Consider the following 23,562-nt stretch of genomic DNA (forward strand, 5'->3'; position numbering starts at 1 on the left):
TCGCCCCGCCCAGTCAGACAATTGACGGCACAGAATTCCACATCAACCCACGGGAACGGGCCCGGTTTGATGACAGGCCCGGCCGACCGCCTTTCGCTTGATGTCCTCCGGTTCGCACCTATTTGTACTGGCTAATCCCCATTCTCTTCCCTGCGGCCTTTTATTTTGGAACAATGGCGGAAACAGACATCCATTTTTGTCCGATTCCGTCCGTGAGGCGACAGAGGAGAACCCATGTACGCAGAGGAGCGTCGCAGACAGATCGCCTCCCTCACCGCTGTTGAGGGTCGGGTCAACGTCACCGAGCTGGCGAACCGGTTTGATGTCACAGCGGAGACCATTCGTCGGGATCTCGCCGTGCTCGACAGGGAGGGCGTGGTGCACCGGGTTCACGGTGGCGCCGTGGCCAGCCAGACTTTTCAGACGGCAGAGTTCTCCCTCGACGCGCGTTTCCGTTCCGCCCCCACCGCCAAATCAGCCATCGCGCGGGCGGCACTGCGCTATCTTCCGGAGCCCCGCGGCGGGCTCTTCCTGGACTCGGGTTCCACCATCGGCACGCTGGCGGAGCTCATCGCCGAGCAGCCGAACGCCGAACAGTGGTCCATCGTGACCAACAGCCTGCCGATCTCCCTGAACCTGGCCAACAAGGGGCTCCGGGAGGTTCAGCTTCTCGGAGGTTCGGTGCGCGCCATCACGCAGGCGGTCGTGGGTGACACCGCCCTTCGCACCCTGGCGCTCATGCGGGCGGACGTCGCGTTCATCGGCACCAACGCACTCACCCTCGATCACGGGCTTTCCACGGCGGACTCCCAGGAGGCTGCGATCAAATCCGCCATGGTGACCAACGCCCACAAGGTGGTTGTCCTCTGCGACTCCACCAAGCTGGGCACCGACTACCTGGTCAGTTTCGCCGGCATCGACGACATTGACGTGGTTATCACCGATTCCGCGGCCCCCGAGTCCTTCCTGTCGGCACTGCGGGAGCGCGAGATCGAGGTTGTGATCGCGGGCGACTGACCCCGCGTCTCTCCGGGAGCAGGTCAGCCCAGGAGCATCTGACGGGCGACTTCGCGTGCGGCGGCAGCCCCGGAGGTGTCGAGAACAGCCTCGGCGACTTCCCGGCAGGTGGCCAGATCCACGGAGGACAGCTGGGCACCGACCCCGGCCAGGGCGGTCGATGCCGCAGACAGCGAGGTCACGCCCAGACCTGTGAGCACGCACGCGAGCAGCGGATCAGCGGCGGCCTCGCCGCAGACACCGACGGGGGTTCCCGTATCCTCCCCGACCCGACAGGTTTCCTTCACCAGTCGCAACACCGCCGGTTGCCAAGGATCCGTCAGGTACGCCAGCTGGGGGGACAGACGATCGGCGGCCATCGTGTACTGGGTGAGGTCATTGGTACCGATGGAGACGAAGTCCAGGTGCGGCATGAGTTTGTCGGACATCAACGCGGCCGCAGGGACCTCGATCATCGCGCCCGGGGTCAGGCCCCGGTCGCGGCAGAGTCCGGCAAACCATCCGGCCTCCGATTCAGTGGCCACCATGGGGGCCATGACCCAGGTGGGGGCATTCTCCCCCCGCCCCTCGGCGGCCAGCGCGATGGCGTCGAGCTGGCGGGTGAGCAGCCCCTCGTTGCCCAGGGCGATGCGCAGGCCACGCACTCCGAGTGCGGGGTTCTCCTCCTGCGCCATGTTCGCGAAGGCGATGGGCTTGTCGGATCCTGCGTCGAGGGTGCGGATGACAACCTTGGACGCGGGAAAGGCGTCGAACACCTTGCGGTAGACCGCCGCCTGCTCCTCCACCGTGGGTTCCGTGGACGTGGAGAGGAAGCTCATCTCGGTCCGGTACAGGCCGATGCCCTCGGCCTGGGTACCGGCTGCGATGCGGGCGGCGTTGCCGTCTGCGACGTTGGCCAGCAACTGCACGCGGTGGCCGTCCGTGGTCCGGGCGGGGCCCCGCCACTGGGCGATGACCGCCGCTCGCTCGCGGAATTCGAGGACGGTGGCGCGGGCGGACGCCTCTTCGGCGTTGCGGGTGACGGTGCCCAGGGCGCCGTCGACAAGCACGAACTCACCTGCAGGTATCTGGCGCAGCCCTTCGCCCGTGGCCACGATGCAGGGCAGGTTGAGCTGACGGGCGATGATCGCGGTATGGCTCGTGGGTCCGCCGAGTTCGGTGACCAGCGCGATGATGTGGGCGGGGTCCAGGGTGGCCGTGTCCGCGGGTGAGAGATCGTCGGCGAAGAGAACGCCTTCACCCTCGACATCGGGCAGGCCGGGCTCCGGTTCCCCACGCAGCTCGGCGATGACGCGGTCGCGGATGTCCTTGAGGTCGGTGGTCCGCTCGGCCATGACACCCCCCGCGGCCTCGAACATGCCGACGAACTTCTGGGTGGCGGCAACGGTGGCGTACTCGGCCGGGTGCCCGGCGGAGATGTTCTTCTTCACCGTGCGGCGCCAGCCCCGGTCCCTGACCATGCCGACGGTGGCGGTGAGCACGTCGGCGGCGACGCCCTCGACGGTTGCGGCCCGGTCCGCCAGACGCTCCGCGACGGTGTCTGCCGCGGCACTGAAGCGTTCAAACTCAGGTTCCCGGGCGTCCTCGGTGAGTGTTGCGCCGGCCTCGGGCAGGGCCGGGCGCGGCCGGACCCACACCACCGGGGCGTAGGCGACACCGGCGACGACACCGGTACCTTTTATGGCTGTTGCACCTGAGGGGTTTCGGACATCATCCATGATATTTGTCTCCTGTCTCACAGGATGAGGGTGGCTGTGATCTCCAGAACATCATAGAATCCACCGTTTCGCAATCAATCGGACACCGCCACCCCTTGACAACCGGGCACAAACGGACAATACTTACGTCACAACCCCACATGAAATGTGACCTAGTTCATCATTTGCATAACGGACTGCCCGCCCTGCGGTGGAGTCGCCCGGAACCCAGACCTCACATCATACGATTGGGCCAGCTCAAGACAATATTCGGCCGTCAGGCCACACCACGTAGAGCGGCGACGGAAGTTTATTCCACCCCGTCCCCGTTTCCAGAATTTCCCGACCGGACAGGGAGCCGACAGTGATACTCACCTTGACACCGAACCCCAGCATCGATGCCACCATGCAGCTGGACTCGGAACTGCGTCGCGGACACGTCCAACGCCCCACCTCGATCACCCAGGTAGCCGGCGGCAAGGGCGTCAACGTCTCGCACGCGATGCTGCTCGCCGAGAAGCACACGCTGGCGGTCTTCCCCGCCGACACCAACGACCCCTTCGTGGCGCTGACACGGCAGACCGGCATCCCCTTCCATGCCATACCGGTGGACGAGGGTGTACGGATCAACGCCACGATCACCGAGCCCGACGGCACGACCACCAAGATCAACGGCCCCGGCGCGACCATCGACGCCACGGCCCGCCGCTCCATCGAGCAGGCGGTGACCCAACTCGCCGCGAACTCCTCGTGGCTGGTCATGGCCGGATCTCTGCCGCCGGGCGTGCCCCTCGACTGGTACACCTCGCTCATCGCCACGGTCCGGGCCACCCACCCGCAGCTGCCCGTCGCCGTCGACACCTCCGATGAGGCGATCCGCGCGCTCGGACGCGGCCTGGAGACGGCGGCCCCCACCCTCATCAAGCCGAACGGCCTGGAACTCGGGCAGCTGACGGACCGCGACGGCGAGGCGTTGGAAGCGGCCGCTGCGGTCGGCGATTTCGACGAGGTCGTCACCGCCGCCCGCCTGGTCATCGAGCGGGGCGTCAACGAGGTGCTGGTCACCCTGGGTGCGGCCGGGGCGGCGCTGGTCACCCGCAGGGGCGCCTGGTTTGCCACCCCGCCGCCGGTGGAGGTCATGTCCACGGTCGGCGCGGGTGACAGTTCGCTCGCCGGCTATCTCATCGCCCGGGCCGAGGGAGGCGGTCCCGCCGACTGCCTCGCCCGTGCCGTCGCCTACGGCACCGCCGCCACCGGCCTGCCCGGCACCACCATTCCGTCCCCTGCACAGCTGAATCTCACCGACACGCACGTGCGTGCCCTCTAAGACGCTGAGGTAATCCATGTCCATCATCACCACCGATCTGGTCCGTCTGGACACAGACTTCGGATCCACCACCACCGACGTCATCAACGCGCTCGCCGGTCTCGTCCACGCCGCCGGCCGCGCCGGCTCCGCGTCCCTGCTTGCGGGCGACGCCCTCACCCGCGAGGCACAGAACCCCACCGGCGTCCCGGGCAGGGTCGCCATCCCCCACTGTCGTTCCGAGACCGTCAGCGAACCAACCCTGGCGTTCGCGCGCCTGTCCCGGCCGGTGAACTTCGGTGGCCCGGACGGAGATTCCGATCTCGTGTTCCTCATCGCCGCTCCCGCGGGAGGCGGCAAGGCGCATCTGAAGATCCTGTCGAAGCTCGCCCGCGCGCTCGTGCGCGGCGACTTCATCGACCGGCTCCGTGCCGCCGGCACCGCCGAGGACATCGTCGCCGCGGTGACTGAGGTGGTGGGCGATGCGGGCGTCGAGAAGCAGGCCGAGCAGCCTGCGGCGACGCCGACGCCGACACCGGGCAAGAAGGTCACCCGGATCGTCGCGGTGACCGCCTGCCCGACCGGCATCGCGCACACCTACATGGCCGCGGATGCGCTGACGCTGAACGCGCAGTCGCGTGACGACGTCGACCTGGTCGTCGAAACCCAGGGCTCATCCTCCACCCAGGCGCTGGATCCGGCCCTGATCACGGCCGCCGACGCCGTCATCTTCGCCACCGACGTCGGGGTGCGGGACAAGGAACGCTTCGCCGGCAAACCCGTCATCGAATCCCCCGTCAAGCGTGCCATCAACGAGCCCGCCAAGATGATCGACGAGGCCGTCGCTGCGGCCGGCAACCCCGACGCACGACGCGTGACGGCAGGACCCGTCACTGCCGCGAGCACCGAGAACACCTCACAACTGAGCTGGGCGCGCCGCATCCAGCAGGCCGTGATGACCGGCGTCTCCTACATGATCCCGTTCGTCGCCGCCGGTGGCCTCCTCCTGGCACTCGGCTTCCTGGTCGGCGGCTACGACATGGCCAACGGCTGGCAGGCCATCACCCTCCAGCACTCACTGACGAACCTCCCCGGCAACGACGTGCTGGTCGACGGCGCCACCGTGACCTTCGACCGCTCCGGCCTCGCCCTTTACCTGGGCGCGGTGCTGTTCGCCACGGGTCAGATGGCGATGGGCTTCATCGTCGCCGCGCTGTCCGGCTACACCGCCTACGCCCTGGCAGGTCGACCGGGCATCGCCCCCGGCTTCGTGGGAGGTGCGATCTCGGTCCTCATCGGTGCGGGCTTCATCGGCGGTCTGGTCACCGGCATCCTCGCCGGACTGGTCGCCCTGTGGATCGGCAACTGGAAGGTCCCGCGGATCCTGGCCTCGCTCATGCCCGTGGTGATCATCCCGCTGCTGACCTCGCTGATCGTGGGCCTGACGATGTTCCTCCTGCTCGGCCGCCCCCTCGAGGGAATCATGACCGGGCTGACCGACTGGCTCTCGTCCCTGTCCGGCTCCTCGGCGGTCGTGCTCGGCATCATCCTCGGCCTGATGATGTGCTTCGACCTCGGTGGCCCGGTGAACAAGGCGGCGTACCTCTTCGCCACCGCGGGCCTGTCCACCGGCGATGAGGCCTCCATGCAGATCATGGCCGCCGTCATGGCCGCCGGCATGGTCCCGCCCATCGCGATGTCCCTGGCCACCCTCGCCCGGGAGAGCCTGTTCACTCCGGCGGAGCAGGAGAACGGCAAATCCGCCTGGCTGCTCGGCCTGTCCTTCATCTCCGAGGGTGCCATTCCCTTCGCCGCGGCCGATCCTTTCCGCGTCATCCCGTCCATGATGGCCGGCGGCGCCGTCACCGGCGCGATCTCCATGGGCCTGGGAGTCGGCTCCCGCGCTCCCCACGGCGGTGTGTTCGTGCTCTTCGCCATCGACCCGTGGTGGGGCTTCCTCCTGGCGATCATCGTCGGCACCATCATCTCCGCCGCCACCGTCGTGGCACTCAAGCAGTTCTGGCCGAACAAGGCCACCCAGGCCATGGCGGCCGCCACAGTCAATGCCTAAGCTGGCCTTGATCACCCCCTAACGAAAGGACCACACCCCATGGCCTCCACCACCGTCACCGTCGGCTCCGCAGTCGGTCTCCACGCCCGTCCCGCCGCCGTCGTCGCCGACGCAGCCGCAGAATACGACGACGAGATCATCCTCACCCTGGTCGGTGACGAGGACGGCGAGGAGGCTGACGCCGCATCCTCCCTCATGATCATGGCCCTCGGCGCCGAGAAGGGTGACCGGGTCACCATCACCTCGACCAACGCCGAGGCCGTGGAGAAGATCGCCGCGCTCATCGAGTCCGACCTCGACGCTTAGCCACACCCCGGAAAAACGCCGCCCACCGACACCGGTGGGCGGCGTGTCCTGTCGTCGGGCGGGTCAGACGAGAGTGGCGTAGAGATCGGTGATCATGTCGGCCGGGTCGGCGTCCGGGGTGGGCATGGTGATGTACTCCTCCCAGAACACCGGGCCCGTCTGCTGTCCGAGGTCCCGGATGTGCTCGATGAGTTCCTGCCAGGTGACACCCAACTGGTCGTAGGGGCCACGGTGGCGTCCGGTGATCACACGGAACTCCGGGATCCGATGGACCAGGTCGGGAAACGCCGCCTCCACGGCCTCGACGTACTCCTCCGCGAGGGGGAAACCGCCTGCGAGATCCACGACGTCGGTGAGCGGGGAAAAATAGTAGGCACGGGCCGGGCCGGCGGGGCTGGCGCCGACGGACTGGATCGCCTCGATCGAACGGGTGAAGGCGCGGTCGAAGTACCCCTGCATGTTGTCGGCGGGGATCGTCTCACGGCTGGCCACGAGTGTGTGGGCGGGGACTGTGATGATGCGTTCGCGGGTCATGCCCCCAGCCTAGAACGTCGCGGCTTTCCCTTCACCGACCGACGTGTAGAGCTTCTTCAGCACCGGGTAGGCGACGAGAATGCCGGCGGAGCCCCAGGCGATGCCCTCGAGCTCCACACCGAAGACCGTGAGGGTCAGGTTGCCCACGCCCGCGATGAGCGCCACCGCTGCCGCCGTGAGGTTGACGGGGTTGTTGAAGTTGACGTTGTTGTCCTGCCAGATGCGCACACCCAGCATTCCGATGAGCCCGTAGAGCACGATCGTCGCCCCGCCGAGCACACCGGAGGGGATGGTGAAGATGAGCGCCCCGAACTTCGGGACGAACGCCAGCGCGACCGCCGTCAGCGCCGCGACCCAGTACGCGGCCGTCGAGTACACGCGGGTGGCTGCCATGACGCCGATGTTCTCCGCGTAGGTGGTGGTACCCGAACCGCCGAAGGATCCGGCGAGGGTGGTGGCCAGGCCGTCAGCGACCAGAGCGTCACCGGCCAGGTCATCGAGATTGCGGCCCGTCATCTCACTGACCGCCTTGACGTGGCCCACGTTCTCCGCGATCAGGACGATGATCACCGGCAGGGTCACCAGGATGGCGGAGAGCTTGAACTCCGGCGCATGGAACCCCGGCACGCCGAACCAGGCGGCCTGCGCGATGGCGTCCCCCGAACCCTCCGCGAGGTTGCCAGTGACGGCTGCGAACACCCAGCCGATGACCACGCCGATGAGGATGCCCAGGCGGGCCACCATGCCACGGCCCGCGACGGTGGCCAGCACGATGGCGGCCAGCGTCACGGTGGCCACCAGGGGCTGGGCCTGGAAGTTGCCCGTGGCCACGGGCGCCAGGTTCAGGCCGATCAACGCGACGATCGCGCCGGTGACGGCGGGCGGCATGACGGCATCCAGCACGCGCCGACCGGCGGCCCGGACGATGAAGCCCACTGTGACGAGCACCAGACCTGCGACCAGCACGCCACCGAGCTGCGCCCCCATGCCGTGCTGCTGGCTGGCCATCAGGGGGGCGATGAAGGCGAAGGAGGAGCCCAGGTAGCTGGGCAGTCGGTTGCGGGTGATCAGCAGGAAGAGCATCGTGCCGATACCGGAGAACAGGAGGGTGGTGTTCACCGGGAAACCGGTGAGGGTGGGCACCAGCAGAGTGGCACCGAACATGGCCACCACGTGCTGCATACCGATGCCGATGGTGCGCGGCCAGCTCAACCGCTCGTCGGGCGCGACGACCGCGCCGGGTTGGATCTTCCTGCCGTCGCCATGAACAGTCCAGCCGAAACGGCCGCGGGACTCACTGGAGGTCTTGGTTATCACGGATCAACACTAACCCCCGGGAGGGACTGCAGCGCTCAGGAGGCTTCGGGAGCGCCGTCCGATTCCGGTTCCACCGCGAATTCCGCGAGCTCGGTCGCGAGGGACCTGGGCAGGCGGACGTCGATGAGCGTGCCGTGCTCCGTGTACTCCTCGGAACGGACGGTGCCGTACTCGTGGAGTCGGGAGATGACGTCACCGCGGGTGAAGGGCAACAGCAGGACGAGGTGGTCGTCGAGGGAGTTCAGGAACAGCTCGATGCGCGCCTCGAGTTCTGGGATGCCCTCGCCGGTGACCGCTGAGACGTACACGGCGTCGTCTACGGCGTGACGCAGCTCGGCCAGCACCAGTGGGTCGGCCCGGTCGATCTTGTTCACCACGATCAATTCCGGCGGGGCCTCTTCGCCGCTCTTCTTGACGATGTCATAGATGACCTTGTTCACGGCCTCGATCTGCTTGAGGGGGAACGGGTCGGAGCCGTCGACGACGTGCAGTACCAGGTCCGCCGCGAGCACTTCCTCGAGGGTCGATTTAAAGGCCTCGATGAGCTGGGTCGGCAGGTGACGGACGAATCCGACGGTGTCGGTGAAGACCACGGCGCGGCCGTCGGCGAGCTCCGCGCGACGGGTCGTGGGATCCAGGGTGGCGAACAGCGCGTCCTCCACCAGCACGCCCGCGCCCGTGAGCGCGTTGATCAGCGAGGACTTGCCGGCGTTGGTGTATCCGGCGATGGCGATCTGCGGGATCGTCGACGACTGGCGGCGATGCCGTTTGATCTCTCGCGCCATCTTCATGCCCGAGAGCTCGCGTCGGAGCTTGGCCATGTCGGTGCGCAGGCGGCGACGGTCAGCTTCGATACGGGTCTCACCCGGACCACGCAGGCCCACGCCACCGTTCGATCCGGCGCGACCGCCGGCCTGGCGCGAGAGGTTGCCGCCCCAACCACGCACGCGCGAGTAGAGGTACTCCATCTGCGCCAGCGACACCTGCGCCTTGCCCTCCTTCGACTTCGCGTGCTGGGCGAAGATGTCGAGGATGAGCATGGTGCGGTCGATGACCTTGGTGTTCAGTGCAGTCTCGAGTGCGACGAGCTGACCAGGTGAGAGCTCACCGTCGCAGATGACGGTGTCGGCGTCGGTGGCGGCGATGATGTCCTTGAGCTCCTGGACCTTGCCTGAGCCGATGTAGGTGCCCGGGTCCGGTTTGTCCCGACGCTGGAAGAGCGTCTCCAGGACCTCGGCGCCGGCGGTTTCCGCCAGTGCGGCGAGCTCGGCCATGTTGGCCTCGACCTCCGCCGCAGAACCCTCCGTCCAGACTCCCACCAGGATGACCTGCTCCAGACGGAGCTTGCGGTACTCGACCTCGGTGATGTCCTCGGTGTCGGAGGCCCTGATTTCGGTGCTGCTGCTGCCCCGGCGGGCACGGTTACGCTCCGCCAGATCCAGCTCACCGGTGGTCGGGGTGATCAGGCCGGACAGATCAGTGCCGGGGTCCTCCGGCGTGGGCGGCTGCGGCTCATTGTCGCGGAAGGCGCGGGCCAGCAGATCATCATGGTCGTGCTCAGAAACATCAGTCATTGACAACCATTGTCCCATGCCCTGTCAAGTGCCTGCGCCACCACCTCCCGGCTCCTTCCCGCCAGGCCCGATCAAGGAGAATTCTCCCCTCCCACGCGAGGGGCTAGACTGGTCAACCATGAGCACCGACCTGAAGAGCATCGGCCTGGGATTTGACCGTTGGCAGGACGCCGTGGAAGCGGCCATCGCCACCAACCAGCTGGTCGTCGCCGGCGAGATCCGGGGCGGACAACTGATCCAGTACACGGACGCCTCAGGCGCCCAGATCAACATCCTGGCCGTGGAGCCTTTCGCCACTTTCGCCGGTTTCGAGTCGATCACCCAGACTTTCGCCCACATCAGCATGGTCAATGACGTCCTCGCCTTCTGCGAGATCGTCGATCCCAACGGCACCGTACTGACCTCCATCACCTGCAACCTCGCACAGGGTCCGCTGCTCGTCGATCAGCCGACTCAGACGTGGCAGCAGGTGGGTGTCACGGCCCTCGCCCTCGACGCCCGGACCTACGAGTCCCCGGAGGCCTACGAGGCCGCCACAGGTGAGATCCTCGGCCTGCTGGTCTCCGAGGGCGCCCAGGTCGTTGCCGCCGGTTCCGGCGCGTCCGCGCCCGACGCCTCGGCCACCTTCTCCGCCCGCGTCCTGGAGGCCGAGTACCGCCACAACCAGCTCACCGGCCAGCGTTTCATCCACGCCACGGTAGACGGCGCCTTCCCCTTCGACGTCTGCCTTGTCGACGCCCCGGAGCTGCCCCAGAAGAACTCCGTCATCGCCGGCACCGCGATGCTCACCGCCTCAGTACTGTCCCCGATGTCGGACGGCGGTTGCGGCGGTTGCGGCGGCGGCTGCGCCTGCGGCGGCCACTGAGGACCCGACATGCCTGACCGGATGATGCCGTCGGAGCCGAACCGACGGATACTGATCCTGCTGATCATGGTGATCAGCAGCCTCATCATCCTGGCCAGCCTCCGACTGCAGGGACTCCTGCTCATCGTGCCGATCGCTGCCATCGCGATCCTGGTGGTGGGTAAACGCCCCGATGAATCGGAAACCACCGCGCTGCGCTCCTCGATCGCCCTGTCCGCGGAGGACATCCAGGACGTCATCGACGAGTTCGACGCCTTCTCCACATCCCCTGACGCCCAGCACATGGCGGACCGCACGCTCACCCGGCCGGCGCTGCTCGACTTCGACTGCGCCGATCCCGACATCTCGGGGTTCCATCACGAGTACGCCACCGCCAAACGCTTCCTCAACCGCATCGACGCCCGGCTGACCAAGGGTGATCTGGATATCCCGCAGCTGGAGACTCTCCTCAAGGTGACCGATGCCCGTGCCCTGGGAATTCGCGAGGCCTGGATTGCCGCCCGCCAATCCGCACAGCGGCTGGGACCGGACTACTAGGGCATGTCTCCTGAAACCCTGAGCCAGGAGATCACGGCACAGAGGACGACGGCCCCACGGTAGACCACGGCGAGTTTGTCGTAGCGGGTGGCCAAACCCCGCCACTGCTTGGCCAGAGCAAACGCCCGCTCCACAACGTTGCGGCTCTTGTAGGCCTGCGCGTCAAAGGCGGGCGGGCGACCACCCTTGCTGCCTTTACGTTGACTGGCCACGACGATCCCCTGCTCGCGCAGATGACGTCGGATCACCGTCGTCGCGTAGCGACGGTCGACCAGTGAATAATCGCTTCACTGGGGTCCACCGGTCGTATGCCCGGGGGCTAGCACACTGACGGTGCATTCGTAGGCTTCGGGGCTACTCGTGGTGCGCTCGGGGGCCAGCGATATTGCCTGCGGACGCCGGTGGCCCCGATCACACACAGATCACGACGGCTGCCGGCCCCCGCAGGCAATATCGCTGGCCCCCAACCACACCTTTGGGTGGCCTTCACACCTACGAATACTCGATCAGGACCGCATCTGGGCGCGACCTGGCACGACCCGGCCCACGGCAGGGAACATGAATGTCGTCGAGCACGGTCTGAAGCATCACCCCGTCATTGCGCCGCCCGCCGATGACCACCACAGACAACGGACGACCATGCCCGTCCACGCCGGCATGAATCTTGCTCGACAGTCCGCCACGCGACCGGCCGATGCCGTGACCTGCCGGTTCAGTCAGCGCCAGCGGGGGGGATTCTGGTGATTCGACCGTGCCCCCTGTGTCCTGTTCAGACCGGGTGATCGAGGCGTCGACGGAGACGTCCCAGTCGATTTTTCCCTCCGCGTCGGCCACAGTCAGCAGACAGTCAGCAGATAGGTCAGGACCGCATCCCAGGTGCCGTCGGCTGAGTACCTGCGGTGCCGCTTCCAGACCGTCTGCCAGGGCCCGAACTCGTCATGGAGCAGATCCCGCCACGGGATTCCGGTGCGGTAGCGGTAGATGATGCCCTCGACGACCAGCCCACTGTTGCGGAAGGGCCGACCCGGCCGGCCGTTGCTGCTGGGTAGAAGGCGCGCGACCGTCTCCCACTGCTGGTCGGTCAGAACGCGAAACCGACTCTTAGTCTCACTCACCGATCCAGCATCACCCCGCCGACCAACCTATTTAGGAGACACACCCTAGCCTTCCCGGCCGGACAGACCCTGCAGATCCACCTCGCCCGTGGCGATGATCCGCGAGGGACCGGTCAAGGTGGAGGCACCGTTGAGTATCTCCACCACGACCTCACCGCCGGGGATGTGGACCGTCACCGTTCCCTCCGCCAGACCGGCGTCTGCCAGGGCCGCCCGTGCCGCGGCGACGGTACCCGTGCCACACGAACGGGTCTCCCCCACCCCGCGTTCGTGGACACGCATGTGCACGTGGCCGTCAACGAGCGGGGTGATGATCTCCACATTCACCCCGTCGGGGAAGAAGTCACGGTCGAAGTCCGGCTCCCCCAGGTCCAGTGCTTGAAGCCTGGCGGCGTCCAGGCCGGGCAGAACGCACGCCAGGTGAGGGTTGCCCATGTTCACTCCCAGACCGGCGACCTGCAGGGAGGCCAGGTGGGCGGTGGACACGCCGGTCACCTCGGCCGGCCCCATGTCCACGGTGACGCTCGCCGCCGTGGCGGTCCACCCTTCCACGACCACCTGCCTGTCCCCTGCCCGGGTGCCCACGGTGAAGTGATCCTCGTCGACCAGGCCGCGGGAGCGCAGCCAGTGGGCGAAGACGCGCACACCGTTGCCGCACATCTCCGCGATCGAGCCGTCCGCGTTGCGGTAGTCCATGAACCATCGTCCGTCGCGCCGGTCGACGCGCAGCACCCCGTCCGCGCCCAGACCGGCACGCCGGTCGCACAGGGCGCGGACCTGGGCGGGGGTGGGATCAAAGCTGCCGGGCAGGATGAGAAAGTCATTCTCGGTGCCGTGACCTTTGGCGAAGGCGATGGAGTTCACCCGAGAAAGTCTAGCGCCCGATCAGCCGGATCCGCTGCCGCATCAAGCCAGGTGATGCGGGGATCCCGGTTGAACCAGGAACGCTGACGGCGCACGTAGCGGCGGGTGCCGGTGATGGTGCGCTCCACCGCCTCCGCCCAGGTCAGTTCCCCGGCCCGGGCGGCCAGGACCTGCGCGTAGCCGATGGCGCGGCCGGCAGTGGAATCGGCGCTCAGCCCGTGCCCGGTGACCAGGCGGTCGACCTCCTCGACGAACCCCCGCTCAAACATCTGGCGGGTACGCAGGTCGATGCGCGGGTTGAGCCAGTCAGCGTCGGTGCGTAACCCCAGGATCCGGGTGTCCCAGCGCGGGGAAGCGTTCTTCGGGGGCTGGGAGGCGGTGAAGGGTCTGCCCGTCAGCTCGATGACCTCGAGGGCGCGGACTGTGCGGCGCGGATCCTTGTCCTCGATGATCACGGCCGCGGCAGGGTCCACGGCGGCCAGTTCCGAGTGGAGGGCATCCACACCGATGTCCGCCAGCCGCGCCTCCCAATGCGCGCGGACGGCTGGATCGGTGGGTGGGAACTGCCAGTCGTCGACAAGCGACTGGACGTAGAGCATCGACCCGCCGACGAGGATGGGCACCCGGCCCCGGGACATGATGTCCTCGACGTCGGCGACGGCATCGGCCTGGTAGCGGGCCACCGACGCTGTCGCGGTGACGTCGAGGATGTCCAGCTGATGGTGGGGAATGCCCTCCCGCTCCTCCGGGGTCAGCTTCGCGGTGCCGATGTCCATGCCCCGGTACAGCTGCATGGAGTCGACGTTGACCACCTCACCGCCCAGCTCATGGGCCAGGCGCAGGCCGAGTGCGGATTTGCCGGAGGCGGTTGGTCCGACCACCGCGATCGGGCGGATCAGATCTCCCATGCCGCGACATACCTTCCGACTCCGTGGGAGGTGTCCGCCTCCACCAGCGCTGCCCGACGTGGTGTCAGGGCCGCGAGCTGGAGCCACAGTTCAGGTTCCAGTACCCCCGCCTCGCTCAGGAACCCAGGGTCGGCCACCTGCCCGCCGGACAACATGTCCCGGCACCACCGGTCCGCCTCCGCGCCGCGATCCAGCAGGGTCAGGGGTGCCCGGGCAGTCAGGCCCGCGCTGCCGTCGAGCGCCACCAGCGTCAACACCGACGGGTCGGGCACCCCCAGGGACCCCCGTACGTCCTCGATACGCGAGGATCTCTCCCCCAGGACGTGCCGCTGCACCAGCTCCGGCAGGAATCGTCCGGCACCGACCGTCACCTGGGGTGCACCCCAGGCACCGAAAGATCCCTCGAGATCCGTCTCCCAGCGGGCGGAACGTGAACCGACCAGGTGGATGGGGCGGGTTCCGGCGGCGTCGACGAGCGACAGGATGCTGGTGGCGATGCGCCGACCGGCTGCGTCGGCGGGGGCGAGCGCGCGGACCAGCGCCGGTCCGGCGGGCATCACGACAAGGTTGGTGCTCACCCGGGACATCCTACCGACTCCTGCTGACACTCCCGAACCGTGCGCTGTATGTTTGGTGGAGCACAAGTGGCAGCCGTGTCGCGCGGCATGACGACCAGTAGAGGACCCCGACATGACAAATTTCCCGACGCCTTCCCCGACGCCTTCCCCGACACCAGGCCCGCGTCCGGGACCGAAGCCGGGTCCCCTCCCGGGTGTCGGATCCCGACCCACTCCCTCCCCGCGACCGGCAATCCCCTCTGTCGCCCGGCCGATGAAGAACGATCCGGCCAAGTGGGGCCGCATCGACGCCGACGGAACGGTGTTCGTCAGGACCGCTGACGGGGAACGCGAGATCGGATCCTGGCAGGCAGGCACCCCGGAGGAGGGACTCGCCCACTACGGCACCCGCTTCGATGACCTGGCCACCGAGGTCGAGCTGCTGGAGACCCGTCTCGCCGCTCACCCGGACGACGCGAACTCCATCCAGGAGACCGCCTCCCAGTTGCGCGGGACCCTGCCGAAGGCCTCCGTCATCGGCGACCTCGAGGCGTTGGACAGGCGACTGGCCTCCATCATGGAACATTCCGAAGCCGCTGGCGAGCAGGCCAAGGCTGAGCGGGCGAAGCGTCGTGAGCAGGCCATCGCCCGCAAGGAGGCACTGGCGGGTGAGGCGGAGGAGCTCGCCGAGAACTCCACCGACTGGAAGGTCGTCGGCGACCGTATGCGCGACATCCTCGAGGAGTGGAAGACCATCCGCGGGATCGACCGCAAGACCGATGACACCCTGTGGAAGCGCTACTCCCGCGCGCGCGACGCCTTCAACCGTCGCCGTGGTTCCCACTTCGCGGATCTGGACCGGGACCGCGCCACCGCCCGTCGCGCCAAGGAGGCACTGGTCGAGCGCGCTGAGGCCCTCAAGGAATCCACCGACTGGAACGAGACGGCCAACGCCTTCCGCGACCTGATGAAGGAGTGGAAGGCCGCCGGCCGCGCCCCGCGTGAGGTCGACGACAAGCTGTGGGACGCCTTCCGTGGCGCGCAGGACCACTTCTTCAACGCCCGCAACGCCGTCAACAGCGAGCGCGACAAGGAGTTCGTCGCCAACGCCACGGCGAAGGACGAGCTCATCGCCGCCTACGACTCCCAGATTGACCCCGCCAAGGGTCTCGACACCGCCCGCGCCAAGCTGCGTGAGCTGCAGGAGAAGTGGGAGGAGATCGGCTACGTCCCGCGCGGCCAGGTGCGGGAGTACGAGGACAAGATCGCGGTGTTCGAGAAGCGTGTCTCGGATGCCGAGGAGTCCCAGTGGCGTCGCACCGACCCGGAGGCCCAGGCCCGCGCCAACCAGTTCCTGGCCAAGGTGGAGGAGTTCACCGCCCAGGCTGAGGCAGCCGAGGCCAAGGGCAACGCCAAGAAGGCCACGAAGCTGCGCGAGCAGGCCGCACAGTGGCAGGAGTGGGCAGACACCGCCGCCAAGGCAGTGGAGGACCTCTAGTTGCGGTTTGTGGCACTCGATCGGCCGGTTCCGGGGACGGAACCGGCCGATGACGTCCGTAACCTGGTCTTCCTGGCCAACCTCGCCGCCCAGGAGGTGACCGGTGACTCGGCCTCCTCCACCTCGGTCGAGCGCGTCCAGCACCGCCTGCGCGGCTCCGTCGAATACGACACCCTCGCCTACGCTCTGGAGCTGGATCCGGAGGAGGACTACGCGGGGTACCTCCTGGTGAGCACTCCCCTGCTCGAGGACACCCACGTCGTGGACGCGGAGATCATTCTCGACGCCGCCCATCTCCCCCTCCCCGGCGAGCCCCTGGAACCGGAGGGCCGCGAGGTGCTCGGACTGCTGTACGCGGAGGCCGAGGCCATCGCCGCGCGGTTGGGCCGGTCGGTCGTGCAGACCTGGCTGCTGCACTCCGCCGAGGAGGCGCCCGGAAGCGGCGACTGGGCAGCTCTTCTCCGGGGCCGCGGCTATGAGCTCGGCCTGAGCGAAATTCAGGGGTTCGTGTCAGTGGGGGTGCCGGAGCCGACGTGGCCGCCGTCCGTCCGCGTCGATGTGGTCCGCAACCTCGCCTTCCCTTCCCCGCTCGTCGACGGCGTCATAGCCCTCTACCGGCAGGCCTCCATCGACGTGCCCACCGGCGGACTGGACGCCGACCCCGTCGACTGGACCCCGGGGCGCCTGAGTGCCGCCGCCCAGCGGGTGGTCGACACCAACCGGGAGATGGTCAGCGTGGTGCTCTCGGACGGGGAGGGCGTGATCGGAATCAGCGAGATCACCCGCTTCCCGGGTTCGGAACCGGAGGTGGCCGAGCAGGGCATCACCATCGTTGCGCCGCAGGCCCGGGGCAGGGGCCACGGCCTCAACCTCAAGCGTGAGGTCCTGCGGCAGGCGGCCCGCGCGCTGCCCGGCGTGCGTCGTGTCTACACCTCGAACGCCACCGGGAACCCCTGGATGATCGAGATCAACCGGCAGCTGGGCTGGCGCGTGGTCAGCGGCGGATCAGGCTGGCAGCTGAGGCTCTAGTCCTGCTTCGGCCGGTGGCGTTCGGTGGCCCGGGCGCGGCGGTCGTCGATGAGCAGCGGATTGCTCTCCACCGCGACGTTGGCGTTCTGCTGCAGGCGCCCCACCTCATCGAGGTTGTCGGACTCCGCGCGGGCCTGGGCGATCTCTGCCTGCTCGGGGCTCCGGCGCATGACCACGAAGGCGAACCCGAAGAACGCCAACGTCACCGCGAGGACCGAGAGCCAGAAGCCGATGTTCATCTCGACCCCGTCGTCGGCACTGCTACGGGTCTGGCGCAGCCAGATGGCGAAGATGGAATAAGCCAGGCCGACGGTGGTGAGCATCCAGGCCATCGCCGCGACGGCGCTGCGTCGGGTGATCAGCAGCAGCGGGGTGAGCACACCGACACCGAGGAAGATCAGGAGGGCGTAAACGTACTCGGTGATCTTGATCCCCGCCTCCTGCGCCGGCTCGAGCTGGAGAAGGACCTCGAAGCCGCGGACCTCGCCGGCCTGGGGCAGGAAAAGCGAGACCACGTAGATGACGAGAGCTGCGACGAACAGCCAGAGCTGCCTGCCCAGGACCAGGTGGGTGGCTGCGCGCCGCTCCCGGAGGGCGAGGTCGGTGCTGGTGGGTTCACTCACGGTGGTGGTTTCTCCTCAGAGGTTTCGGGCGACGGGTCCCACATTACCCCTGATGCGGGACAGGTCAGCAGCCGCAGGAGTCGGCCGTGGCGGGTGCCGCGGCGGGAGCACCGAATCCCGGCAGGCCGAGGCCGACGCCGATGGGTTCGGTTGTGGGGACCCGGCCCGCGGCGGACATGTCGCCGGCGAGGGTGCGGCGGTGGGAGGTGACGGGGGCGTCGGCAAGCAGGAAGTACGGGGCGGAATCGGTGATCGTGGTGGTGACCACGTCACCGGGGCGGATGTCCCGGTCGACCGCGCCTTCCGGACGGAAGTGCACGAGGCGGCCGTCGCGGGCGCGGCCGGTCATGCGGCCGGTCTTCTTGCGCCCCTCCGCCTGGACGAGCAGTTCCACCCCGGTGCCCACGAGAGCGGCGTTCTCCACCTCCGCGATGCGATCCTGCAGGGCGACGAGTCGCTCGAAACGCTCCTGGACGACCTCCTTGGGCACCTGGTTGTCGTACCCGGCGGCCGGGGTGCCGGGACGCGGTGAATACTGGAAGGTGTAGGCGGAGGTGAAGCGGGCCTTCTCCACCACGTCCAGGGTGGCCTGGAAGTCCTCCTCGGTCTCGCCGGGGAAACCGACGATGAGGTCGGTGGTGATGGAGGCATGGGGGATCTTCGCCCGGACCTCGTCGAGGATGGCGAGGAACTTCGTCGAACGGTAGGAACGGCGCATCTCCTTGAGCACCTTGTCCGAGCCCGACTGCAGCGGCATGTGCAGCTGCGGGCAGACGACGGGGGTTTCCGCCATGGCGTCGATGACGTCGGAGGTGAACTCGGCCGGATGCGGCGAGGTGAAGCGCAGGCGCTCCAGGCCCTCGATCCTGCCGCAGGCACGGAGCAGCTTCGAGAAAGCCGAACGGTCCCGCCCCAGGTCCGGGTCAGCGAAGTTCACGCCGTAGGCGTTGACGTTCTGGCCCAGCAGGGTCACCTCGGTCACGCCCTGATCGACGAGCGCCTGCACCTCCGCGAGAATGTCGCCGGGACGCCGGTCGATCTCCTTGCCGCGCAGGCTGGGGACGATACAGAAGGTGCAGGTGTTGTTGCAGCCCACGGAGACGGAGACCCAGCCGGCGTAGGCCGATTCACGTTTGGCGGGCAGCACCGACGGGAAGGCCTCGAGGGCCTCGACGATCTCCACCTGGGCGGACTCGTTGTGGCGGGCACGCTCGAGCAGGGTCGGCAACGAGCCGATGTTGTGTGTGCCGAAAACCACGTCCACCCACGGGGCCCGGGATACGACGGTGTCGCGGTCCTTCTGCGCCAGGCAGCCGCCGACGGCGATCTGCATGCCCGGATGCCTGTCCTTGGTGGCCTTGAGGTTTCCGAGGGTGCCGTAGAGCTTCTCGTCGGCGTTCTCCCGCACCGCGCAGGTGTTGAAGACAACCAGGTCAGCGTCCACATCCTTCGGCACGGCCGAGTATCCGGCCTCCTCGAGCAGTCCGGACAGTCGCTCGGAATCGTGCACGTTCATCTGGCAGCCGAAGGTGCGGACCTCATAGGTTTTCGCGGGGGCGGTCACGGGGGTCTCCACGGGGGTGTTCACGGGTCGTCATTGTAGCTTTCCCCTGCTCGGTGACCCAACTCCCGCCTCGGCCGCGCCTGCCCCGGTGGCGTTCAGGGCGGAAACGACGTCGTGCCTGACAGGCCGTGCGTCGTCTCAGAAATGTGACCGAAAGTCACATCAGTTCACCTTGGCTGTGCCTAAGATCAACATATGACCCAGACCACACCCGAGTCGGATCGCGTTCCCCGGAACACGCCCATGATCCGGATGCAGGACGTGCAGAAGTACTTCGATGACTTCCAGGCGCTCAAGGACATCAACCTTGAGGTGCCCCGGGGCCAGGTCGTTGTGGTGCTAGGCCCGTCCGGATCCGGCAAATCCACGCTGTGCCGCACCATCAACCGCCTCGAGACCATCGAAGAAGGCACCATTGAGATCGACGGCATCCTCCTGCCCGAGGAGGGCCGCGAGCTGGCCAGACTCCGTGCCGATGTCGGCATGGTGTTCCAGTCCTTCAACCTCTTTCCTCACCTGACCATCAAGAACAATGTCGCCCTCGGTCCGATGAAGGTGCGCAAGATGAAGAAGGCCGAGGCCGAGAAGCGGGCCATGGAGCTGCTGGAACGGGTGGGCATCGCCAACCAGGCGGAGAAATACCCCGCGCAGCTTTCCGGCGGCCAGCAGCAGCGCGTGGCCATTGCGCGGGCGTTGGCCATGAGCCCGAAGGTCATGCTCTTCGACGAGCCGACCTCCGCCCTCGACCCCGAGATGGTCAACGAGGTCCTGGACGTCATGTCCGCCCTGGCCAAGGAAGGCATGACGATGGTGGTGGTCACCCACGAGATGGGGTTCGCCCGGAAGGCCGCCGACCGTGTCCTGTTCATGGCTGACGGGGCGATCGTCGAGGACTCCACCCCCGACGAGTTCTTCAGCAACCCGAAGACGGACCGCGCCAAGGACTTCCTGGGCAAGATCCTCTCCCACTAGAACCTCTACTCCAAAGGAAACAAAACACAATGAAACGCAACATTCTCCGACTGTCCGCGATCACCTCCACGGTCGTCCTCGCGGGCGTGACCCTCGCCGCCTGCGGTGGCTCCTCGGGCGGCGACAGCATGCTCGCCGCCATCGAGTCCGGCGACGTGACCATCGGCACCAAGTACGACCAGCCGGGCCTGGGCCTGCGCAACCCGGACGGCTCCATGTCCGGCCTGGACGTGGACATCGCCGAGTACGTGGTCAACCAGATCGCGGAGGAGAACGGCTGGGAGCAGCCCACGATCTCCTGGCGCGAGACCCCCTCCGCCCAGCGTGAGACCCTCATCCAGAACGGCGAGGTCGACCTCATCGCCGCGACCTACTCCATCAACAAGGGCCGTTCCGAGTCCGTCAACTTCGGCGGCCCCTACCTGGTCACCCACCAGGCACTCCTCGTTCGGGAGGACGAGACAGAGGTCACCGACCTGGCCAGCCTCGACGGCAAGATCCTCTGCTCCGTCACCGGCTCCACCCCGGCGCAGAAGGTCAAGGATGCCCTGCCGAGTGTCCAGCTCCAGGAATACGACACCTACTCCTCCTGCGTCGAGGCGCTGCGTCAGGGCAACATCGACGCGATGACCACCGACGCCACCATCCTCCTCGGCTATTCCGCGCAGGCACCGGGCCAGTTCAAGGTCATCGAGATGGAACGCGACGGTGAGCCCTTCACCAACGAGTACTACGGCATCGGCCTGGCCAAGGACGACGCCGAGGGTACCGACGCCATCAACGCGGCCCTGAACCAGCTGCATGAGTCGGGCGAGTTCGCCACCCTGCTGCAGAAGAACCTCGGTGGCGACGAGGCCGTCGCCCCGGGCACTCCGGGCGACCTGTCCTTCATCAGCGAATAATCGGCGGACAGGGAGAGACCCCATGAGCACACTCTGGGCCGACCTCGGTCCCCGGCTGTGGCCGGCCTTCTGGCTGACCATTCAGCTGACGATCTACTCCGCGATCGGCTCCATGATCCTGGGCACCATCCTCACCGCCATGAGGGTCTCGCCGGTCGGCATCATGCGGGGCATCGCCACGTTCTACATCAACACGGTGCGAAACACCCCGCTGACCCTGATCATCATCTTCTGTTCCTTCGGCCTGTACCAGAACCTCGGTCTGGAATTGGCCGACCGATCATCTTCCACCTTCCTGGTGGACAACAACTTCCGCCTCGCGGTGCTCGGTTTCGTGCTCTACACCTCGGCATTCGTGTCGGAGTCCCTGCGCTCGGGCATCAACACCGTGCATTTCGGGCAGGCGGAGGCCGCGCGTTCCCTGGGCCTGACCTTCAGTCAGACCTTCGGCAACATTGTCTTCCCCCAGGCCGTGCGCGCCGCGATCGTGCCCCTGGGCAACACCCTCATCGCCCTGACGAAGAACACCACCATCGCCTCCGCGATCGGCGTCGCCGAGGCCTCCCTGCTGATGAAGTCCACCATCGAGAACCACGCCAACATGCTGTTCGTGGTGTTCGCCATCTTCGCCCTGGGCTTCATCATCCTGACCCTGCCCACCGGCCTGGCCCTCGGCCAGCTGGCCAACCGCATGGCGGTGAGGAAATAATGTCCGTACGCGCCACAGTGCTTTATGACGCCCCCGGTCCCCGCGGCCGCCGCGCCAACACCCTCTTCACCATCCTCGCTGCGGCAGTCACTGTGCTCATCGTCGGCTGGGTGATGTGGACCCTGAACAACAACGGCCAGCTCGAGGCCGCGAAGTGGACCCCGTTCACCGACTCCCAGACCTGGCAGACCTACATCCTGCCCGGCCTGTGGGGAACCCTGAGATCGGCGTTCGTCTCCATCATCCTGGCGATGGTCCTCGGTGTCCTGCTGGGTCTGGGGCGACTGTCCGAGCAGGCGTGGTTGCGCTGGATCTGTGCCGTGATCGTCGAGTTCTTCCGCGCCATCCCGGTGCTGCTGCTGATGATCTTCGCGTACCAGCTCTTCGCCGTGTACAACATGGTGCCGCCGAGGCAGCTCGCCTTCGCTGCGGTGGTCTTCGGCCTGACCATGTACAACGGCTCAGTCATCGCCGAGATCCTGCGCTCCGGCATCAAATCCCTGCCCAAGGGACAGACTGAGGCGGCACGCGCCCTGGGGCTCTCTCACCGGCAGACCATGTGGTCGATCCTCCTGCCGCAGGCCGTCGCCGCCATGCTCCCGGCCCTGATCGCCCAGATGGTCATCGCGCTGAAGGATTCCGCGCTCGGCTACCAGATCGGCTACGTCGAGGTCGTCCGCTCCGGCATCCAGTCCGCGTCGGTCAACCAGAACTTCCTGGCCTCGCTGACGGTCGTCGCGATCATCATGATCCTCATCAACTGGGCACTGACCTCCCTGGCGCAGCGCATCGAACGCCAGCTGCGTGCCGGCCGCGCCCGTCGCAACATCCTGGCGAAGGTCCCGGAGCACGCGGACCAGGGTCTGGACACCAAGGACAACGTCAACGTCGACTGGCACGACCCTGATTACGTCGAGATCAAGAACCCGGGCCAGTAGGCCCCGCCCACAACAGGACCGCCGCACCTTTCCGGGTGCGGCGGTCCTGTTCATCGCCTGCTTGCCGCGCGGGCTATCTGCCGAGCTCCGCGGTGCGCGCATCCAGCGCCTCGCGGGCGATACGCAGACTCATGGACTGGGGGAAGCCCCGACGTGCCAGCACCCCGACGATGCGCCGCAGCGCCTTGTCGGTGTCTGCCCGGTCCGCCGGAACCTCCCGGATGGTCCGGGCCTTCTTCTCCGCGAGGGCCCGGGCGGTGGTCTCCTCGTCGGCGGCGTCGATCTGATCGAGGGCAACGGCACGGGTGGCTGCGTCGACCCCCTTGTCGCGCAGCTCCTGATCCAGCACCCGGGTGGACTTACCGCGGCGTGCGTGACGCTGCCGGACCCATTCGTGGGCGAAGTCGGCGTCGTTGATCAGGTTGACGGCAGCCAGGTCGTCGAGGACGTCCTCCACGACCACCGGGTCGAACTCGGCGTCGAGGAGTCGGCCGCGGAGCTCATGCCGGGAGCGGGCACGGGCGTCGAGGAGCCCGAGCGCGCGCTTGCGCACGGTTGCCTTGGTCTTCTCCGCCTCCTGGTCGAACTGCCCCGGGGTGAACTCGGCTATCGCCCGTTTCAGACGGGCGATCTTCTCCTCCTGGCTGGTCATGGCACCC

The 23,562-nt window shown here is 67.3% G+C and carries 25 protein-coding genes; 12 read left to right on the forward strand and 13 right to left on the reverse strand.

Annotation, left to right across the window (positions count from 1 at the left end):
- The first annotated feature begins 234 nt into the window (after positions 1–234).
- Entirely contained in the window at positions 235–1,017 is a 783-nt protein-coding gene (locus tag CETAM_RS07765) for a DeoR/GlpR family DNA-binding transcription regulator (protein ID WP_156228327.1), read from the forward strand.
- Positions 1,018–1,040: 23 nt separating this feature from the next.
- Here CETAM_RS07765 and ptsP read toward each other — a convergent pair whose 3' ends face one another.
- On the reverse strand, positions 1,041–2,735 hold the full coding sequence (ptsP, locus tag CETAM_RS07770; protein WP_156228328.1) for a phosphoenolpyruvate--protein phosphotransferase: 1,695 nt from the start codon (positions 2,733–2,735) through the stop codon (positions 1,041–1,043).
- A gap of 343 nt (positions 2,736–3,078) precedes the next feature.
- Here ptsP and CETAM_RS07775 point away from each other — a divergent pair, with 343 nt between their 5' ends.
- The 3 genes from CETAM_RS07775 to CETAM_RS07785 are packed head-to-tail and all read left to right on the forward strand — an operon-like array spanning position 3,079 to position 6,397.
- Positions 3,079–4,041 carry a 1-phosphofructokinase family hexose kinase gene (locus CETAM_RS07775; RefSeq protein WP_156228329.1) on the forward strand — a complete coding sequence of 321 codons (963 nt, stop codon included), beginning with the start codon at positions 3,079–3,081 and terminating at the stop codon, positions 4,039–4,041.
- 16 nt (positions 4,042–4,057) lie between these two features.
- Positions 4,058–6,091: a PTS fructose transporter subunit IIABC gene (locus tag CETAM_RS07780; RefSeq protein WP_156228330.1), complete on the forward strand. Its 2,034-nt coding sequence runs from the start codon at positions 4,058–4,060 to the stop codon at positions 6,089–6,091.
- A gap of 39 nt (positions 6,092–6,130) precedes the next feature.
- Positions 6,131–6,397: an HPr family phosphocarrier protein gene (locus CETAM_RS07785; protein WP_156228331.1), complete on the forward strand. Its 267-nt coding sequence runs from the start codon at positions 6,131–6,133 to the stop codon at positions 6,395–6,397.
- Between the two features lie 63 nt (positions 6,398–6,460).
- Here the strand turns inward: CETAM_RS07785 and CETAM_RS07790 are convergent, their stop codons facing one another.
- From CETAM_RS07790 to hflX, 3 genes are read right to left on the reverse strand one after another with little or no spacing between them, the layout of a single operon-like run.
- The gene (locus tag CETAM_RS07790; protein WP_156228332.1) at positions 6,461–6,931 is read right to left on the reverse strand and encodes a hypothetical protein; all 471 of its coding nucleotides are present in this window, start codon (positions 6,929–6,931) and stop codon (positions 6,461–6,463) included.
- A gap of 9 nt (positions 6,932–6,940) precedes the next feature.
- The gene (locus CETAM_RS07795; RefSeq protein WP_156229435.1) at positions 6,941–8,245 is read right to left on the reverse strand and encodes a uracil-xanthine permease family protein; all 1,305 of its coding nucleotides are present in this window, start codon (positions 8,243–8,245) and stop codon (positions 6,941–6,943) included.
- Positions 8,246–8,283: 38 nt separating this feature from the next.
- Positions 8,284–9,822 carry a GTPase HflX gene (gene hflX / locus CETAM_RS07800; protein WP_156228333.1) on the reverse strand — a complete coding sequence of 513 codons (1,539 nt, stop codon included), beginning with the start codon at positions 9,820–9,822 and terminating at the stop codon, positions 8,284–8,286.
- Positions 9,823–9,940: 118 nt separating this feature from the next.
- Here hflX and CETAM_RS07805 point away from each other — a divergent pair, with 118 nt between their 5' ends.
- Positions 9,941–10,687, forward strand: coding sequence for a hypothetical protein (locus CETAM_RS07805; protein ID WP_156228334.1), 747 nt, complete (start codon positions 9,941–9,943; stop codon positions 10,685–10,687).
- 9 nt (positions 10,688–10,696) lie between these two features.
- Positions 10,697–11,224: a hypothetical protein gene (locus CETAM_RS07810; protein WP_231587397.1), complete on the forward strand. Its 528-nt coding sequence runs from the start codon at positions 10,697–10,699 to the stop codon at positions 11,222–11,224.
- Here CETAM_RS07810 and CETAM_RS07815 read toward each other — a convergent pair.
- The 6 genes from CETAM_RS07815 to CETAM_RS07840 form a co-directional block, all read right to left on the reverse strand.
- A complete protein-coding gene (locus CETAM_RS07815) occupies positions 11,221–11,499 on the reverse strand; it encodes a transposase (RefSeq protein ID WP_156228335.1) in 279 nt (92 codons plus the stop codon). The genes CETAM_RS07810 and CETAM_RS07815 overlap by 4 nt on opposite strands.
- Before the next feature lie 217 nt (positions 11,500–11,716).
- Positions 11,717–12,058 carry a transposase gene (locus tag CETAM_RS07820; protein ID WP_156228336.1) on the reverse strand — a complete coding sequence of 114 codons (342 nt, stop codon included), beginning with the start codon at positions 12,056–12,058 and terminating at the stop codon, positions 11,717–11,719.
- A gap of 2 nt (positions 12,059–12,060) precedes the next feature.
- Positions 12,061–12,339 carry a transposase gene (locus CETAM_RS07825; RefSeq protein ID WP_156228337.1) on the reverse strand — a complete coding sequence of 93 codons (279 nt, stop codon included), beginning with the start codon at positions 12,337–12,339 and terminating at the stop codon, positions 12,061–12,063.
- A 45-nt stretch (positions 12,340–12,384) separates the two neighbouring features.
- Positions 12,385–13,194, reverse strand: a complete 810-nt coding sequence (gene dapF / locus CETAM_RS07830; protein WP_156229437.1) for a diaminopimelate epimerase — start codon at positions 13,192–13,194, stop codon at positions 12,385–12,387.
- A gap of 5 nt (positions 13,195–13,199) precedes the next feature.
- The gene (gene miaA / locus CETAM_RS07835; protein WP_156229438.1) at positions 13,200–14,102 is read right to left on the reverse strand and encodes a tRNA (adenosine(37)-N6)-dimethylallyltransferase MiaA; all 903 of its coding nucleotides are present in this window, start codon (positions 14,100–14,102) and stop codon (positions 13,200–13,202) included.
- A complete protein-coding gene (locus CETAM_RS07840; protein ID WP_156228338.1) occupies positions 14,099–14,698 on the reverse strand; it encodes a hypothetical protein in 600 nt (199 codons plus the stop codon). The genes miaA and CETAM_RS07840 overlap by 4 nt, the downstream gene beginning before the upstream one ends.
- A 103-nt stretch (positions 14,699–14,801) precedes the next feature.
- Here CETAM_RS07840 and CETAM_RS07845 point away from each other — a divergent pair, with 103 nt between their 5' ends.
- Both CETAM_RS07845 and CETAM_RS07850 read left to right on the forward strand, forming a co-directional pair.
- Positions 14,802–16,166, forward strand: coding sequence for a DUF349 domain-containing protein (locus tag CETAM_RS07845; RefSeq protein WP_156228339.1), 1,365 nt, complete (start codon positions 14,802–14,804; stop codon positions 16,164–16,166).
- Between the two features lie 9 nt (positions 16,167–16,175).
- Positions 16,176–17,195 carry a GNAT family N-acetyltransferase gene (locus tag CETAM_RS07850; protein WP_156228340.1) on the forward strand — a complete coding sequence of 340 codons (1,020 nt, stop codon included), beginning with the start codon at positions 16,176–16,178 and terminating at the stop codon, positions 17,193–17,195.
- On the opposite strand, the gene CETAM_RS07855 is transcribed toward CETAM_RS07850, so the two are convergent.
- A complete protein-coding gene (locus CETAM_RS07855; protein ID WP_156228341.1) occupies positions 17,192–17,818 on the reverse strand; it encodes an Rv2732c family membrane protein in 627 nt (208 codons plus the stop codon). The genes CETAM_RS07850 and CETAM_RS07855 overlap by 4 nt on opposite strands.
- A 64-nt stretch (positions 17,819–17,882) precedes the next feature.
- Positions 17,883–19,406 carry a tRNA (N6-isopentenyl adenosine(37)-C2)-methylthiotransferase MiaB gene (miaB, locus tag CETAM_RS07860; protein WP_156228342.1) on the reverse strand — a complete coding sequence of 508 codons (1,524 nt, stop codon included), beginning with the start codon at positions 19,404–19,406 and terminating at the stop codon, positions 17,883–17,885.
- A gap of 219 nt (positions 19,407–19,625) precedes the next feature.
- On the opposite strand from miaB, the gene gluA reads away from it, so the two are divergent.
- Genes gluA through CETAM_RS07880 form a run of 4 tightly spaced genes read left to right on the forward strand, consistent with a single transcriptional unit; the run spans position 19,626 to position 22,903 of the window.
- Positions 19,626–20,354, forward strand: a complete 729-nt coding sequence (gluA, locus tag CETAM_RS07865) for a glutamate ABC transporter ATP-binding protein GluA (RefSeq protein ID WP_156229439.1) — start codon at positions 19,626–19,628, stop codon at positions 20,352–20,354.
- A gap of 29 nt (positions 20,355–20,383) precedes the next feature.
- Positions 20,384–21,256, forward strand: coding sequence for a glutamate ABC transporter substrate-binding protein (locus CETAM_RS07870; RefSeq protein ID WP_156228343.1), 873 nt, complete (start codon positions 20,384–20,386; stop codon positions 21,254–21,256).
- 22 nt (positions 21,257–21,278) lie between these two features.
- On the forward strand, positions 21,279–21,965 hold the full coding sequence (gluC, locus tag CETAM_RS07875) for a glutamate ABC transporter permease GluC (RefSeq protein WP_156228344.1): 687 nt from the start codon (positions 21,279–21,281) through the stop codon (positions 21,963–21,965).
- On the forward strand, positions 21,965–22,903 hold the full coding sequence (locus CETAM_RS07880; protein ID WP_156228345.1) for an amino acid ABC transporter permease: 939 nt from the start codon (positions 21,965–21,967) through the stop codon (positions 22,901–22,903). Before gluC ends, CETAM_RS07880 begins: the two co-directional genes overlap by 1 nt.
- Positions 22,904–22,976: 73 nt before the next feature.
- Here the strand turns inward: CETAM_RS07880 and recX are convergent, their stop codons facing one another.
- Positions 22,977–23,555 carry a recombination regulator RecX gene (gene recX, locus CETAM_RS07885; protein ID WP_156228346.1) on the reverse strand — a complete coding sequence of 193 codons (579 nt, stop codon included), beginning with the start codon at positions 23,553–23,555 and terminating at the stop codon, positions 22,977–22,979.
- Positions 23,556–23,562 lie beyond the last annotated feature (7 nt).

The sequence above is a fragment of the Corynebacterium comes genome (genome assembly GCF_009734405.1).
Classification (GTDB): Bacteria; Actinomycetota; Actinomycetes; order Mycobacteriales; family Mycobacteriaceae; genus Corynebacterium; species Corynebacterium comes.

What these genes read in the sequence shown, in the direction of transcription:
- CETAM_RS07785 (WP_156228331.1), top strand. Translation starts at nt 6,131, where the DNA reads ATGGCCTCCACCACCGTCACCGTCGGCTCCGCAGTCGGTCTCCACGCC.
- CETAM_RS07765 (WP_156228327.1), top strand. Translation starts at nt 235, where the DNA reads ATGTACGCAGAGGAGCGTCGCAGACAGATCGCCTCCCTCACCGCTGTT.
- CETAM_RS07880 (WP_156228345.1), top strand. Translation starts at nt 21,965, where the DNA reads ATGTCCGTACGCGCCACAGTGCTTTATGACGCCCCCGGTCCCCGCGGC.
- gluA (WP_156229439.1), top strand. Translation starts at nt 19,626, where the DNA reads ATGATCCGGATGCAGGACGTGCAGAAGTACTTCGATGACTTCCAGGCG.
- CETAM_RS07845 (WP_156228339.1), top strand. Translation starts at nt 14,802, where the DNA reads ATGACAAATTTCCCGACGCCTTCCCCGACGCCTTCCCCGACACCAGGC.
- recX (WP_156228346.1), bottom strand. Translation starts at nt 23,555, where the DNA reads ATGACCAGCCAGGAGGAGAAGATCGCCCGTCTGAAACGGGCGATAGCC.
- CETAM_RS07870 (WP_156228343.1), top strand. Translation starts at nt 20,384, where the DNA reads ATGAAACGCAACATTCTCCGACTGTCCGCGATCACCTCCACGGTCGTC.
- CETAM_RS07790 (WP_156228332.1), bottom strand. Translation starts at nt 6,931, where the DNA reads ATGACCCGCGAACGCATCATCACAGTCCCCGCCCACACACTCGTGGCC.
- CETAM_RS07840 (WP_156228338.1), bottom strand. Translation starts at nt 14,698, where the DNA reads ATGTCCCGGGTGAGCACCAACCTTGTCGTGATGCCCGCCGGACCGGCG.
- ptsP (WP_156228328.1), bottom strand. Translation starts at nt 2,735, where the DNA reads ATGGATGATGTCCGAAACCCCTCAGGTGCAACAGCCATAAAAGGTACC.
- CETAM_RS07805 (WP_156228334.1), top strand. Translation starts at nt 9,941, where the DNA reads ATGAGCACCGACCTGAAGAGCATCGGCCTGGGATTTGACCGTTGGCAG.
- CETAM_RS07810 (WP_231587397.1), top strand. Translation starts at nt 10,697, where the DNA reads ATGCCTGACCGGATGATGCCGTCGGAGCCGAACCGACGGATACTGATC.
- CETAM_RS07780 (WP_156228330.1), top strand. Translation starts at nt 4,058, where the DNA reads ATGTCCATCATCACCACCGATCTGGTCCGTCTGGACACAGACTTCGGA.
- hflX (WP_156228333.1), bottom strand. Translation starts at nt 9,822, where the DNA reads ATGACTGATGTTTCTGAGCACGACCATGATGATCTGCTGGCCCGCGCC.
- gluC (WP_156228344.1), top strand. Translation starts at nt 21,279, where the DNA reads ATGAGCACACTCTGGGCCGACCTCGGTCCCCGGCTGTGGCCGGCCTTC.